The organism is Citrobacter sp. Cu233, assembly GCF_030332225.1.
Taxonomy (GTDB): domain Bacteria; phylum Pseudomonadota; class Gammaproteobacteria; order Enterobacterales; family Enterobacteriaceae; genus Citrobacter.
The window spans coordinates 28971-43112 of record NZ_JAOWIF010000044.1; the positions used below are offsets into that span (position 1 = coordinate 28971).

General features: G+C 49.8%; 12 protein-coding genes, 2 rRNA genes and 1 pseudogene. 11 read left to right on the forward strand and 4 right to left on the reverse strand.

Annotated features, from left to right (window positions below; genetic code table 11):
- The first annotated feature begins 30 nt into the window (after positions 1 to 30).
- Both OGX95_RS22325 and rrf read left to right on the forward strand, forming a co-directional pair.
- Positions 31 to 2938 (forward strand): 23S ribosomal RNA (locus tag OGX95_RS22325).
- A gap of 98 nt (positions 2939 to 3036) precedes the next feature.
- A 5S ribosomal RNA gene (gene rrf, locus OGX95_RS22330) occupies positions 3037 to 3152 on the forward strand.
- Between the two features lie 107 nt (positions 3153 to 3259).
- Here rrf and mobB read toward each other — a convergent pair.
- Complete coding sequence (mobB, locus tag OGX95_RS22335; protein ID WP_286631015.1) at positions 3260 to 3763, reverse strand: molybdopterin-guanine dinucleotide biosynthesis protein MobB; 504 nt, start codon at positions 3761 to 3763, stop codon at positions 3260 to 3262.
- Positions 3760 to 4344, reverse strand: a complete 585-nt coding sequence (mobA, locus tag OGX95_RS22340) for a molybdenum cofactor guanylyltransferase MobA (RefSeq protein ID WP_286631016.1) — start codon at positions 4342 to 4344, stop codon at positions 3760 to 3762. The genes mobB and mobA overlap by 4 nt, the downstream gene beginning before the upstream one ends.
- A gap of 69 nt (positions 4345 to 4413) precedes the next feature.
- On the opposite strand from mobA, the gene OGX95_RS22345 reads away from it, so the two are divergent.
- The 3 genes from OGX95_RS22345 to dsbA all read left to right on the forward strand — a co-directional run bounded on the left by OGX95_RS22345 (position 4414) and on the right by dsbA (position 6386).
- Positions 4414 to 4683, forward strand: a complete 270-nt coding sequence (locus tag OGX95_RS22345; protein ID WP_003028616.1) for a YihD family protein — start codon at positions 4414 to 4416, stop codon at positions 4681 to 4683.
- Between the two features lie 76 nt (positions 4684 to 4759).
- Positions 4760 to 5746 (forward strand): serine/threonine protein kinase, encoded by a 987-nt coding sequence (locus OGX95_RS22350; RefSeq protein WP_286631017.1) that lies wholly within the window; start codon positions 4760 to 4762, stop codon positions 5744 to 5746.
- Positions 5747 to 5762: 16 nt separating this feature from the next.
- On the forward strand, positions 5763 to 6386 hold the full coding sequence (gene dsbA, locus OGX95_RS22355) for a thiol:disulfide interchange protein DsbA (protein WP_137381405.1): 624 nt from the start codon (positions 5763 to 5765) through the stop codon (positions 6384 to 6386).
- Positions 6387 to 6399: 13 nt separating this feature from the next.
- On the opposite strand, the gene yihG is transcribed toward dsbA, so the two are convergent.
- Positions 6400 to 7263, reverse strand: a complete 864-nt coding sequence (yihG, locus tag OGX95_RS22360) for a 1-acylglycerol-3-phosphate O-acyltransferase, YihG family (protein ID WP_271442771.1) — start codon at positions 7261 to 7263, stop codon at positions 6400 to 6402.
- Here yihG and OGX95_RS22365 point away from each other — a divergent pair.
- The 3 genes from OGX95_RS22365 (at position 7148) to spfP (ending at position 10700) form a co-directional block, all read left to right on the forward strand.
- Positions 7148 to 7393, forward strand: a complete 246-nt coding sequence (locus OGX95_RS22365; protein WP_286631091.1) for a hypothetical protein — start codon at positions 7148 to 7150, stop codon at positions 7391 to 7393. The two genes, yihG and OGX95_RS22365, sit on opposite strands and share 116 nt — an antisense overlap.
- Positions 7394 to 7699: 306 nt before the next feature.
- A complete protein-coding gene (polA, locus tag OGX95_RS22370; RefSeq protein ID WP_286631018.1) occupies positions 7700 to 10486 on the forward strand; it encodes a DNA polymerase I in 2787 nt (928 codons plus the stop codon).
- A 166-nt stretch (positions 10487 to 10652) separates the two neighbouring features.
- Complete coding sequence (gene spfP / locus OGX95_RS23080; RefSeq protein ID WP_071892919.1) at positions 10653 to 10700, forward strand: small protein SpfP; 48 nt, start codon at positions 10653 to 10655, stop codon at positions 10698 to 10700.
- A 119-nt stretch (positions 10701 to 10819) separates the two neighbouring features.
- Here the strand turns inward: spfP and yihA are convergent, their stop codons facing one another.
- The gene (gene yihA / locus OGX95_RS22375) at positions 10820 to 11452 is read right to left on the reverse strand and encodes a ribosome biogenesis GTP-binding protein YihA/YsxC (protein ID WP_103771976.1); all 633 of its coding nucleotides are present in this window, start codon (positions 11450 to 11452) and stop codon (positions 10820 to 10822) included.
- A 227-nt stretch (positions 11453 to 11679) separates the two neighbouring features.
- Here yihA and OGX95_RS22380 point away from each other — a divergent pair.
- From OGX95_RS22380 to hemN, 3 genes and pseudogenes are all read left to right on the forward strand, one after another.
- Positions 11680 to 11903, forward strand: a pseudogene (locus OGX95_RS22380) (hypothetical protein).
- Positions 11904 to 12016: 113 nt separating this feature from the next.
- The gene (gene yihI, locus OGX95_RS22385) at positions 12017 to 12526 is read left to right on the forward strand and encodes a Der GTPase-activating protein YihI (RefSeq protein WP_271441489.1); all 510 of its coding nucleotides are present in this window, start codon (positions 12017 to 12019) and stop codon (positions 12524 to 12526) included.
- Positions 12527 to 12714: 188 nt separating this feature from the next.
- A complete protein-coding gene (hemN, locus tag OGX95_RS22390; protein ID WP_286631019.1) occupies positions 12715 to 14088 on the forward strand; it encodes an oxygen-independent coproporphyrinogen III oxidase in 1374 nt (457 codons plus the stop codon).
- Positions 14089 to 14142: the final 54 nt, after the last annotated feature.

The following is a 14142-nucleotide window of genomic DNA, read 5'->3' on the forward strand; positions in this document are numbered from 1 at the left end:
GGTGTTTTACGAAACATCTTCGGGTTGTGAGGTTAAGCGACTAAGCGTACACGGTGGATGCCCTGGCAGTCAGAGGCGATGAAGGACGTGCTAATCTGCGATAAGCGTCGGTAAGGTGATATGAACCGTTATAACCGGCGATTTCCGAATGGGGAAACCCAGTGTGTTTCGACACACTATCATTACGTGAATACATAGCGTAATGAAGCGAACCGGGGGAACTGAAACATCTAAGTACCCCGAGGAAAAGAAATCAACCGAGATTCCCCCAGTAGCGGCGAGCGAACGGGGAGCAGCCCAGAGTCTGAATCAGCATGTGTGTTAGTGGAAGCGTCTGGAAAGTCGCACGATACAGGGTGAAAGTCCCGTACACAAAAGTGCATGTGTTGTGAACTCGAAGAGTAGGGCGGGACACGTGGTATCCTGTCTGAATATGGGGGGACCATCCTCCAAGGCTAAATACTCCTGACTGACCGATAGTGAACCAGTACCGTGAGGGAAAGGCGAAAAGAACCCCGGCGAGGGGAGTGAAAAAGAACCTGAAACCGTGTACGTACAAGCAGTGGGAGCATCCTTCGGGGTGTGACTGCGTACCTTTTGTATAATGGGTCAGCGACTTATATTCTGTAGCAAGGTTAACCGAATAGGGGAGCCGAAGGGAAACCGAGTCTTAACTGGGCGTTAAGTTGCAGGGTATAGACCCGAAACCCGGTGATCTAGCCATGGGCAGGTTGAAGGTTGGGTAACACTAACTGGAGGACCGAACCGACTAATGTTGAAAAATTAGCGGATGACTTGTGGCTGGGGGTGAAAGGCCAATCAAACCGGGAGATAGCTGGTTCTCCCCGAAAGCTATTTAGGTAGCGCCTCGTGAATTCATCTTCGGGGGTAGAGCACTGTTTCGGCTAGGGGGTCATCCCGACTTACCAACCCGATGCAAACTGCGAATACCGAAGAATGTTATCACGGGAGACACACGGCGGGTGCTAACGTCCGTCGTGAAGAGGGAAACAACCCAGACCGCCAGCTAAGGTCCCAAAGTCACAGTTAAGTGGGAAACGATGTGGGAAGGCACAGACAGCCAGGATGTTGGCTTAGAAGCAGCCATCATTTAAAGAAAGCGTAATAGCTCACTGGTCGAGTCGGCCTGCGCGGAAGATGTAACGGGGCTAAACTGTGCACCGAAGCTGCGGCAGCGACACTATGTGTTGTTGGGTAGGGGAGCGTTCTGTAAGCCGTTGAAGGTGTCCTGTGAGGGATGCTGGAGGTATCAGAAGTGCGAATGCTGACATAAGTAACGATAATGCGGGTGAAAAACCCGCACGCCGGAAGACCAAGGGTTCCTGTCCAACGTTAATCGGGGCAGGGTGAGTCGACCCCTAAGGCGAGGCCGAAAGGCGTAGTCGATGGGAAACAGGTTAATATTCCTGTACTTGGTGTTACTGCGAAGGGGGGACGGAGAAGGCTATGTTAGCCGGGCGACGGTTGTCCCGGTTTAAGCATGTAGGCGGAGGTTCCAGGTAAATCCGGTACCTTATTAACGCTGAGGTGTGATGACGAGGCACTACGGTGCTGAAGTAACAAATGCCCTGCTTCCAGGAAAAGCCTCTAAGCATCAGGTAACACGAAATCGTACCCCAAACCGACACAGGTGGTCAGGTAGAGAATACCAAGGCGCTTGAGAGAACTCGGGTGAAGGAACTAGGCAAAATGGTGCCGTAACTTCGGGAGAAGGCACGCTGATATGTAGGTGAAGTGATTTACTCATGGAGCTGAAATCAGTCGAAGATACCAGCTGGCTGCAACTGTTTATTAAAAACACAGCACTGTGCAAACACGAAAGTGGACGTATACGGTGTGACGCCTGCCCGGTGCCGGAAGGTTAATTGATGGGGTTATCCGTAAGGAGAAGCTCTTGATCGAAGCCCCGGTAAACGGCGGCCGTAACTATAACGGTCCTAAGGTAGCGAAATTCCTTGTCGGGTAAGTTCCGACCTGCACGAATGGCGTAATGATGGCCAGGCTGTCTCCACCCGAGACTCAGTGAAATTGAACTCGCTGTGAAGATGCAGTGTACCCGCGGCAAGACGGAAAGACCCCGTGAACCTTTACTATAGCTTGACACTGAACACTGGTCCTTGATGTGTAGGATAGGTGGGAGGCTTTGAAGTGTGGACGCCAGTCTGCATGGAGCCGCCCTTGAAATACCACCCTTTAATGGCTGGTGTTCTAACGTAGACCCGTTACCCGGGTTGCGGACAGTGTCTGGTGGGTAGTTTGACTGGGGCGGTCTCCTCCTAAAGAGTAACGGAGGAGCACGAAGGTTAGCTAATCCTGGTCGGACATCAGGAGGTTAGTGCAAAGGCATAAGCTAGCTTGACTGCGAGAGTGACGGCTCGAGCAGGTGCGAAAGCAGGTCTTAGTGATCCGGTGGTTCTGAATGGAAGGGCCATCGCTCAACGGATAAAAGGTACTCCGGGGATAACAGGCTGATACCGCCCAAGAGTTCATATCGACGGCGGTGTTTGGCACCTCGATGTCGGCTCATCACATCCTGGGGCTGAAGTAGGTCCCAAGGGTATGGCTGTTCGCCATTTAAAGTGGTACGCGAGCTGGGTTTAGAACGTCGTGAGACAGTTCGGTCCCTATCTGCCGTGGGCGCTGGAGAATTGAGGGGGGCTGCTCCTAGTACGAGAGGACCGGAGTGGACGCATCACTGGTGTTCGGGTTGTCATGCCAATGGCATTGCCCGGTAGCTAAATGCGGAAGAGATAAGTGCTGAAAGCATCTAAGCACGAAACTTGCCCCGAGATGAGTTCTCCCTGACTCCTTGAGAGTCCTGAAGGAACGTTGAAGACGACGACGTTGATAGGTCGGGTGTGTAAGTGTAGCGATACATTGAGCTAACCGATACTAATGAACCGTGAGGCTTAACCTTACAACGCCGAAGRTGTTTTGGCGAAGAGACATCARTWTCAGCTTGATACAGATAACATCGACAGGTCGGAATAAGACGTGTTGATAAAACAGAATTTGCCTGGCGGCTGTAGCGCGGTGGTCCCACCTGACCCCATGCCGAACTCAGAAGTGAAACGCCGTAGCGCCGATGGTAGTGTGGGGTCTCCCCATGCGAGAGTAGGGAACTGCCAGGCATCAAACAAGTGAAGAAGCCCATCCTGACGGATGGGCTTTTTTTCGTCTGTATTTTTTGGAGAATTTATAGCTGGGTGGCGGTGTAAACGTCTTATCCGGTCTACGATTATCGTCCTACCCATTGCGTTACAAAATTTGCAATTTTCTGTATGTCATTGATATCTAACAATGGGACATCTATAGTAAGCGGGACATCACTGGCAACTGCGACAACATGCTCGTCTATAACCAACTCTTCTGCACGATGTCCGCAACCTTCACGAAAAAGCAGGATCTTCGCGACAGGTTCATGCTTAAACCCTTCAATAAGCACCATATCTAATGTCGATACATCCATCCGGCTAACCAGATATGCCAGGTCCAGTTCGGGCTCTTCAGGTGTTTCAACCATTAACGCCCAACGCTGTTGGCTGGCAACCAGCGTTTGTGCTGCTCCGGCTTTACGTAGTTCATAGCTATCCTTGCCAGGCTTATCGACATCCATATCGTGGTGTGTATGCTTAATCAATCCGGGACGAATACCTCTGGCACACAGTTCCGGGATAAGTTTTTTGAGCAGCGTGGTTTTCCCCGTGCCGCTCCAGGCCGCAATGGCGAGTAATGGGATCATGATTTATCCTGCCATCTGGCGAGTTCTTCGGGTGTATTCACATTCACGAATGCATCTTTATGATCGCTAAAGTCAACGGAATGTCCCCCTGCCTGGCGCATAAAGACCATCACGCGTCGTTCTCCAGACTGCAGGTAATCCTGTAGCAGGGGCTGCATTGATCTGTTCATCAGTGCAATTGTCGGGTGATCTCTTTCACCATCATGCACCCAGACAACGGGGGCTGATTTGCGTTGTTCTGTTAAACGAGCGACCAGATCGTGGGGGATATAGGGCATATCACAAGGGCAAAACAGAAACCAGTTCCCTTCTGCCTGTAGAAAAACCGACAGCATACCGGCCAATGGGCCAGGATAATCAGCCAGGGCATCGGGGATGACTTTCAGACCGCTTTGCTGATAAATATCCAGGTGGCGATTAGCGTTAACCACAACAGTCTCGACCTGCAAAGCGAGGGTGTCGGCCACATATCGCCAAAGGGGTTTTCCATCCAGTTCAAGCAAACCTTTATCTGCTCCACCCATTCGTCTGGCTTTACCGCCGGCCAGGATAACCCCTGTTATTGCACTATCCAGAATCACTGATATCGCCTCTTTTAATGTGGGATTGACCCTGCTAACGTATCTACATTGAGCGTAAGGAGCACAACCATGAAATGTAAACGTCTGAATGAAGTTATCGAACTCCTCCAGCCGGCCTGGCAGAAAGAACCCGATCTTAACCTGATGCAATTTTTACAGAAACTGGCGCAAGAGTCAGGTTTTGACGGAGAACTGGCGGATTTAACTGATGACATTCTGATCTATCACCTGAAAATGCGTGACTCAGCGAAAGACGCCGTGATCCCTGGCATTCAAAAAGATTATGAAGAAGATTTTAAAACTGCACTTCTACGCGCACGTGGCGTAATTAAAGAGTAAAACCTTGTAAGCGCCTCCACCGAAAGCGCTGTGAAATGATATCCTGAATCATTCGTAGTAATTTCTGGATGATGGGATGAACGACAACGCTTTTACTTTCCAGACGCTACACCCTGATACCATCATGGATGCCTTGTTTGAACAGGGCATCCGCGTGGATTCTGGTCTTACCCCGCTAAACAGCTATGAGAACCGTGTTTATCAATTCCAGGATGAAGATCGCCGACGTTTTGTCGTGAAGTTCTATCGCCCTGAGCGTTGGTCTGTCGATCAGATTCAGGAAGAGCATCAATTTGCTCTGGAACTGGTTAGTGATGACGTCCCGGTCGCTGTACCTCTGGTTCTGAATGGTCAAACGCTGCTGAGTCATCAGGGTTTTCACTATGCGATCTTCCCCAGCGTAGGTGGTCGTCAGTTTGAAGCCGATAACATCGATCAGATGGAGGCCGTGGGTCGCTACCTGGGCCGTCTTCACCAGACCGGGTGCAAACACCCTTTTACCTTTCGCCCCACTATAGGTCTTGAAGAGTACCTGACTGAGCCACGTAAGCTTTTTGAGCATGCGCCTCTCATTCCGTCAGGACAAAAGGCGGCCTTCCTGAAGGCAACGGACGCACTGATTACCGTGGTCACCGAACGCTGGCATACGCGTTTTGCGTCGCTACGCCTGCACGGTGATTGCCATGCAGGTAATATTTTGTGGCGTGATGGCCCGATGTTTGTCGATTTGGATGATGCCCGTAATGGTCCTGCAATACAGGATTTATGGATGCTTCTTAATGGTGATAAAGCAGAGCAACGTATGCAGCTTGAAACGATTATTGAGGCTTATGAAGAGTTTAGTGAATTTGACACCGCTGAAATCGGACTGATAGAACCTTTACGCGCTATGCGTTTAGTTTATTATCTTGCCTGGCTGATTCGACGTTGGGCTGATCCAGCTTTCCCCAAAAATTTTCCATGGTTAACCGGGGAAGATTACTGGCAGCGTCAGACCGCGACCTTTATTGAGCAGGCAAAAATTCTGCAAGAGCCCCCCTTACAATTAACGCCAATGTATTAATCGGAGAAACTTGAACATGAAAAAAATATGGCTGGCGCTGGCTGGTATGGTTTTAGCTTTTAGCGCATCGGCAGCGCAATTCCAGGATGGTAAGCAGTACATCACACTGGAAAAGCCGGTTGCGGGCGAACCGCAGGTGTTGGAGTTTTTCTCCTTCTACTGCCCACATTGCTACCAGTTTGAAGAAGTCCTTCACGTATCTGATAACGTGAAGAAAAAGCTGCCAGAAGGTACCAAAATGACTAAGTATCACGTCGAGTTTTTGGGGCCTTTAGGTAAAGATCTGACGCAGGCATGGGCTGTTGCTATGGCACTGGGCGTTGAAGATCAGGTGACTGTGCCGTTGTTTGAAGGGGTACAGAAAACGCAGACTGTTCAGTCTGTCGCTGATATCCGTAAGGTCTTCGTCGACGCAGGTATTAAAGGTGAAGACTATGATGCGGCATGGAATAGCTTCGTGGTGAAATCACTTGTTGCCCAGCAGGAAAAAGCGGCAGCTGACTTGCAGCTGCAGGGCGTGCCGGCGATGTTTGTTAATGGCAAATATCAGGTGAACCCGCAGGGTATGGATACCAGCAGCATGGATATCTTTGTACAGCAGTATGCTGACACCGTGAAATTCCTGGTTGGTCAGAAGTAAAAGAAAAAGCCGGTCACAGACCGGCTTTTTTATTTGAGGCTTTAATCGCATTTAATTGTGTATCTTTCTCGCTCCAGAGCATGTTCAGCCACTGCTGGAACCGACGTTTAAAGGCCTTATCGTTAACGTAATCACCATGCAATTCTTCGCTAATCGGCTCGAGATTCACTCGCACGACAATGCGTGTCAGCTTGCCGCTGAGCATATCGTAGAAAGGATGACGGCTATTTTCTGGATAACACAGCGTAACGTTCAGCAATTTATCGAACTGTGACCCCAGAACGTTTAGCGCCATTGCAATGCCTGCCGCCTTGGGCGGGAGCAGATTGCTGTACGGGGAACGGGTTTGCTGACGTTTCTCGTCCGTAAAACGTGAGCCTTCGACAAAATTCACAATGGTTGTCGGATGTACGCGAAATTTCTCGCAGGAACGGCGCGTTGTTTCTACATCTTTACCGCGTCGTTCCGGATGACGAAGCAGATAGCCACGCGAATAGCGTTTCATAAACGGCATATCCAAAGCCCAACACGCCAGACCAATAAAAGGGACCCAGGCCAACTGCTGCTTGAGGAAATATTTATTCATCGGAATGTGTTTACGGAACAGAACGCAAAGCACAACGATGTCGGCCCAGCTGTAATGATTACAAATGAGCAGGTACCAGTTTTTCTTGCTAAGACCTTCCAGCCCTTCGATATCCCACTTTAATCGTGGATTAAGGTGCAGCAGTAGAGCCAGACCTTCACACCAGCAATACATCATGAAATTACAGAAGACAGAAACCTTGCGCCAGACGACAGGAATAGGCAAAAGGAGTTTTACAACCCCTGCAAGGATGATCGGCACAGAACAAAAAATCGTGACCAATATGGTCAATACGATACTCAGCAACAGCGTTATCGCAGCGAGTATTCTCGTCATAATTAAATTATTCAAAAGGTTAGCCATAGATAGTGCGCTAAATGAGGCGCAAGGGGCTGATTTTATCAGAAAACGAACCAAATGATGGATCTTCGCTGAATAGAAAAAAAGGTAATATCTATCCACATCCAGATATAAGCTGAAAAAATGACATAAAATCCCACTTATCAGAATAACGCCATGAAAAATATAATAAATTATTATGATGCATAAATTGTATTGCAGGAATTAAAGGGCTGAAAATTATTTATTCACAAAGTTATCCACAGTTCGCTTTGCGAGCAATGCAGAAGATCTGCAAAAGTTTTTCGACAAATGCGGCGAAAAACTCATGTTTTCATCCCGTCTGTGGCATCCTTTACCCATAATCTGATAAACAGGCACGGACATTATGGTTCAGATCCCAGAAAACCCACTTATCCTTGTAGACGGTTCATCTTACCTGTATCGCGCATACCACGCGTTTCCGCCGCTGACTAACAGCGCAGGAGAGCCTACCGGTGCGATGTACGGTGTCCTCAACATGTTGCGTAGCCTGATTCTGCAATATCAGCCTACACATGCTGCGGTGGTATTCGACGCTAAGGGTAAAACCTTCCGTGATGAATTATTCGAACACTACAAGTCGCATCGCCCGCCAATGCCGGACGATTTACGCGCGCAGATTGAGCCTCTACATGCGATGGTAAAAGCGATGGGGCTGCCATTGTTGGCTGTTTCAGGCGTGGAGGCGGATGATGTCATCGGTACGCTGGCACGTGAGGCTGAGAAGGTGGGGCGTCCGGTGCTGATTAGCACCGGCGATAAAGATATGGCTCAGTTGGTGACGCCGAACATCACCCTCATTAACACCATGACTAATACGATCCTTGGTCCGGATGAAGTTGTGAATAAGTACGGTGTCCCGCCTGAACTGATCATTGATTTCCTGGCGCTGATGGGTGATTCCTCCGATAACATTCCTGGCGTACCTGGCGTGGGTGAAAAAACGGCTCAGGCGCTGCTTCAGGGCTTGGGTGGGCTGGATACCCTCTATGCGGAATCAGATAAAATAGCAGGGCTGACCTTCCGTGGTGCCAAAACCATGGCAGGCAAACTCGAGCAGAATAAAGAAGTGGCGTATCTCTCGTATAAGCTGGCTACCATCAAAACGGATGTTGAGCTGGAATTAACCTGCGAGCAGCTGGAAGTGCGCCAACCAGCAGCAGAAGAACTGCTTGGCCTGTTTAAACAGTATGAATTCAAGCGTTGGGTTACTGACGTTGAAGCCGGTAAATGGCTACAAGCGAAAGGGATGAAACCGGCAGCTAAACCGCAGGAAACAATCGTCGTCGATGAAACGCCTGAGGAACCTGCCACGGTTCTCTCGTACGATAATTATGTGACGATTCTGGATGAAGAAACGCTTGAAGCGTGGATTGCGAAGTTGAAAAAAGCCTCCGTATTCGCCTTTGATACAGAAACTGACAGTCTGGATAACATCTCCGCTAATCTGGTTGGCCTCTCCTTTGCCATTGAGCCAGGTGTGGCTGCGTATGTTCCTGTCGCCCATGATTACCTGGATGCGCCCGATCAGATTTCTCGTGACCGTGCGCTGGCGTTACTGAAGCCACTGTTGGAAGATGAAAAGGCGCATAAAGTTGGGCAAAACCTGAAGTACGATCGCGGTATCCTGGCAAATTACGGGATTGAACTGCGCGGCATCGTCTTTGATACCATGCTCGAATCCTACATTCTTAACAGCGTCGCAGGCCGACACGATATGGACAGCCTGTCAGATCGCTGGCTGAAACATAAAACAATCACCTTTGAAGAAATTGCCGGGAAAGGTAAAAACCAGCTGACCTTTAACCAGATAGCACTGGAAGAGGCCGGGCGCTATGCCGCAGAGGATGCCGATGTTACGCTTCAGTTGCACCTGAAGATGTGGCCAGAACTGCAGAAGCACAAAGGGCCGCTAAACGTTTTCGAAAATATTGATATGCCGTTGGTCCCGGTTCTGTCCCGCGTTGAGCGCAACGGTGTGAAAATTGATCCTGCTGTATTGCACAAACACTCAGAAGAGCTGACGTTGCGTTTGAATGCGCTGGAGCAAAAAGCGCACGAAATTGCCGGAGAAGCGTTTAACCTCTCTTCAACCAAGCAACTGCAAACGATTCTGTTTGAAAAACAGGGTATCAAGCCGCTGAAGAAAACACCGGGTGGTGCGCCGTCAACGTCGGAAGAGGTGCTGGAAGAGTTAGCGCTGGATTATCCGTTGCCGAAAGTTATCCTGGAATATCGTGGGTTAGCAAAACTGAAGTCGACCTACACGGATAAGCTTCCATTGATGATCAACCCAAAAACCGGGCGCGTGCATACCTCATATCACCAGGCTGTCACGGCTACCGGACGTTTGTCTTCAACCGATCCTAACCTGCAAAATATCCCGGTACGTAACGATGAAGGTCGTCGTATTCGCCAGGCATTTATCGCGCCAGAAGACTACGTGATTGTCTCTGCGGACTACTCGCAGATCGAGCTGCGTATTATGGCGCATCTTTCGCGCGATAAAGGCCTGCTTACTGCGTTTGCCGAAGGAAAAGATATTCACCGTGCAACGGCGGCAGAGGTTTTTGGTTTACCGCTCGATTCAGTGACCAGCGAACAGCGTCGTAGCGCAAAAGCCATTAACTTTGGTCTGATCTATGGCATGAGTGCTTTCGGTCTTGCTCGTCAGTTGAATATTCCGCGTAAAGAGGCACAGAAGTACATGGATCTCTACTTCGAGCGCTACCCTGGCGTGCTGGAATATATGGAACGGACGCGTGCACAGGCAAAAGAGCAAGGTTACGTTGAAACGCTGGAAGGGCGTCGCCTCTATTTACCGGATATTAAATCCAGTAATGGCGCTCGCCGTGCCGGTGCAGAACGTGCTGCAATTAACGCTCCGATGCAGGGTACTGCCGCAGATATAATTAAGCGGGCCATGATTGCCGTGGACGGGTGGCTGCAAACAGAGCGGCCGCGCGTGCGCATGATCATGCAGGTGCACGATGAACTGGTGTTTGAAGTGCACAAAGATGACCTGGAAAGCGTGTCGAAAAAGATCCATCAGCTGATGGAAAACGAGACGCAAATTGATGTGCCATTGCTGGTGGAAGTTGGTAGTGGTGAGAACTGGGATCAGGCGCATTAAGGGTTTACTGAATAACGCGCTTTTTTCGTAACTAAGCAACATAAGATAGAGCTTTTTGTGATGTCCATTAGAAATCCCTATGGCGGGAATGAAAAAAAATTACAAAAAGTGCTTTCTGAGCTGCTCAAAAAAGAGTAAAGTTATCCGCGTAGGGTACAGAGGTAAGATGTTCTATCTTTCAGACCTTTTACTTCACGTAATCGGATTTGGCTGAATATTTTAGCCGCCCCAGTCAGTAATGACTGGGGCGTTTTTTATTGTGCGAAAGAAAGGTTTTGCACATGCTGTAGGCCGGATAAGACACACAGCGGCGCCATCCGGCATATCCGTGGATTATTCCCCGTCCTGCATCTCTTCAACGGGTGCCAGCTCACTAAACCAGCTATCCAGTTTCTGACGCAGTTTATCCACGCCCAGCTTTTTCAGCGATGAGAACGCTTCTACCTGCACATCGCCATTAAACGCCAGCACCGCTTCACGCACCATGTTCAGCTGTGCTTTCCGGGCACCACTGGCCAGCTTATCTGCTTTAGTCAGTAGAACCAGAACCTGAACGTTGCTCTCAACAGCCCACAGGATCATCTGCTGGTCGAGATCTTTTAGCGGGTGACGGATGTCCATTAATACCACCAGACCCTGCAGGCTCTGGCGTTTTTCCAGGTATTCAGCCAGCGCGCGCTGCCATTTACGCTTCATCTCTTCCGGGACTTCGGCATAACCATAACCTGGCAGGTCGACCAGGCGTTTACCATCCACAACTTCAAACAAGTTGATGAGCTGAGTTCGGCCTGGTGTTTTAGAGGTACGCGCCAGACTCTTTTGATTGGTCAGGGTATTTAGCGCACTGGATTTGCCTGCGTTGGAACGGCCAGCAAAAGCCACTTCGATTCCCGTATCGGAAGGTAAATGGCGAATATCAGGCGCACTCATCACAAAATGCGTCTGTTGATAATTCAAGTTAGTCAACGTGGTCGTCTCCATCAATCAAGGCTTTGCAGCGATTATACCTGAACACCAGCAAAAGACTGGTTTTTCGACACGTGGCCAGTGTAAGTAAAAACCTCGAGCTTTGTGAGACATTGCCGACAGTATCTATGCGAGATGACAGAGCGAAAAACAATATAATGTATATAAATCATATGATTATATTTTATTGGGATTCTGATTAATGCAAACTGTTACCCAGCTTACTTGTGCCGTTACGTGAAAAAGGTAAAGTAGCGCCCATAGCGAGGAAGCTGACAGGATAAACGACTCAGGATGAGGGTCAGGAGCGCCAGGAGGCGAAGACACAGGATTGTCAGGAAGACAAACGTCCGGAGACGTGAGTAAAAGGAAATGGAAACAACACGGAATGTTGCAGGCTAAGGGAAAACAGGGTGTGTTGATAGCCGACAGGGATTGTAGAGCCCGCTGAGGGTTGAGAGTCAGGAAAAAAGGCGACAGATTACTCTGTCGCCTTTTTTCTTTATTTCTGCTAGATTCCGGCGCAAATATATACTGAATAAAAACAGCCAAAGACGAATCATGATGAAACCAACTTCTACACCACGCGGTAAAGGTCCTGCAAAAGCGCGTCGCAAAACACGCGAAGAAATTAATCAGGAAGCTCGCGACCGTAAGCGTCAGAAAAAACACCGTGGTCATGCGGCGGGTAGCCGTGCGTCCGGTAGTGATGGCGCATCAGGTGGCGGAAACCAAAACAAACAGAAAGATCCTCGTATTGGCAGTAAAACCCCCATTCCATTGGGTGTGACCGAAAAAGTCACCAAACAGCACAAACCGAAAAGTGAGAAACCTATGCTTTCACCACAGGCTGAGTTGGATTTACTGGAAACGGATGAGCGCCTGGATGCGCTGCTGGAACGTCTTGAAACCGGAGAAACCCTGAGCGCAGAAGATCAGGCCTGGGTAGATGCCAAACTGGATCGCATCGACGAGCTGATGCAAAAGCTGGGTCTCTCTTACGAGGATGACGAAGAAGAGGATGAGGAAGAAAAGCAGGAAGATATGATGCGCCTGCTGAAAGGTGGCAACTAACGGTTTTACACCGTGGGTCTTCCTGTCCTGCTTATAACCCTTCCGGTTATATGTTATCTGGTGTGGTTATTCGTTAAACTACAGCGGTTGTCGCGGCGACAGAAGTGGCTGCGCAACCGGCTTATCACCCGCACTGGGGTTAAGCCGGTACGCCGTACCCGCCAGAGACGCCATCGGAAGGAGTGAGCATGTCTGAACAGCTAATAGACTGGGACCTGGCCCTGATCCAGAAATATAACTATTCCGGGCCACGATATACCTCGTACCCGACCGCGCTGGAGTTCTCTGAAGACTACGGTGCAGACGCGTTTTTACACGCTGTGGCGCGTTACCCTGAGCGCCCACTTTCGTTATACGTTCACATCCCGTTCTGTCATAAACTGTGTTACTTCTGTGGCTGTAATAAGATTGTGACCCGTCAGCAGCATAAAGCCGATCAATACCTCGATGCCCTGGAACAAGAAATTATTCACCGCGCACCGTTGTTTTCTGGACGGCATGTCAGCCAGCTGCACTGGGGCGGCGGTACGCCAACTTACTTAAATAAAGCGCAAATCAGCCGCTTAATGACGCTGCTGCGGGCTAACTTTCAGTTTAACGCGGATGCCGAAATTTCGATCGAAGTGGATCCGCGTGAAATCGAGCTGGATGTTCTCGATCATTTACGAGCTGAAGGGTTTAATCGCCTGAGCATGGGGGTGCAGGACTTCAACAAAGACGTTCAGCGCCTGGTGAACCGTGAGCAGGACGAGGAATTTATCTTTGCGCTACTTAACCATGCGCGTGAGATCGGTTTCACCTCGACGAATATCGACCTTATTTACGGCCTGCCAAAACAGACGCCGGAAAGCTTTGCTTTCACCCTGAAGCGGGTGGCGGAGTTGAATCCCGATCGTCTGAGCGTCTTTAACTATGCGCACCTGCCAACGCTTTTCGCCGCCCAGCGCAAGATTAAAGATGCTGACCTGCCCAGCGCACAGCAAAAGCTGGATATCCTGCAGGAAACCATCTCTTCACTAACCGAAACGGGCTATCAGTTCATTGGAATGGATCACTTTGCCCGTCCGGACGACGAGCTGGCAATTGCCCAGCGCGAAGGTGTTCTGCATCGGAATTTCCAGGGCTATACCACCCAGGGCGATACCGACTTGCTGGGTATGGGCGTATCCGCCATCAGTATGATTGGCGACAACTACGCACAGAACCAAAAAGAACTGAAGCACTATTATCAGCAGGTGGATGAACAAGGGAATGCACTGTGGCGCGGTATTGCGCTGACCCGCGATGACTGCATTCGTCGGGATGTTATTAAGCTGCTGATCTGCAACTTCCGCCTCGACTATGCCGCTGTGGAACAGCAATGGGATGTGAACTTTGCGGATTATTTTGCTGAAGATCTGAAGCTGTTGGCGCCACTGGCGAAAGATGGGCTGGTGGATGTGGATGAGAAGGGAATTCAGGTTACGCCGAAGGGTCGCCTGTTGATCCGTAATATTTGCATGTGCTTTGATGCTTATCTACGCCAGAAAGCGCGGATGCAGCAGTTCTCTCGGGTGATTTAATGACGTCGTCCGGTGGCGCTTTGCTTACCGGGCCTACACGTCGCGATAACCTGT

Coding starts and splice junctions, on each gene's coding strand:
- mobB (WP_286631015.1), bottom strand. CDS start 3,763: ATGATCCCATTACTCGCCATTGCGGCCTGGAGCGGCACGGGGAAAACC.
- OGX95_RS22345 (WP_003028616.1), top strand. CDS start 4,414: ATGAAATGTAAACGTCTGAATGAAGTTATCGAACTCCTCCAGCCGGCC.
- OGX95_RS22350 (WP_286631017.1), top strand. CDS start 4,760: ATGAACGACAACGCTTTTACTTTCCAGACGCTACACCCTGATACCATC.
- dsbA (WP_137381405.1), top strand. CDS start 5,763: ATGAAAAAAATATGGCTGGCGCTGGCTGGTATGGTTTTAGCTTTTAGC.
- OGX95_RS22365 (WP_286631091.1), top strand. CDS start 7,148: ATGAAATTACAGAAGACAGAAACCTTGCGCCAGACGACAGGAATAGGC.
- polA (WP_286631018.1), top strand. CDS start 7,700: ATGGTTCAGATCCCAGAAAACCCACTTATCCTTGTAGACGGTTCATCT.
- yihI (WP_271441489.1), top strand. CDS start 12,017: ATGAAACCAACTTCTACACCACGCGGTAAAGGTCCTGCAAAAGCGCGT.
- hemN (WP_286631019.1), top strand. CDS start 12,715: ATGTCTGAACAGCTAATAGACTGGGACCTGGCCCTGATCCAGAAATAT.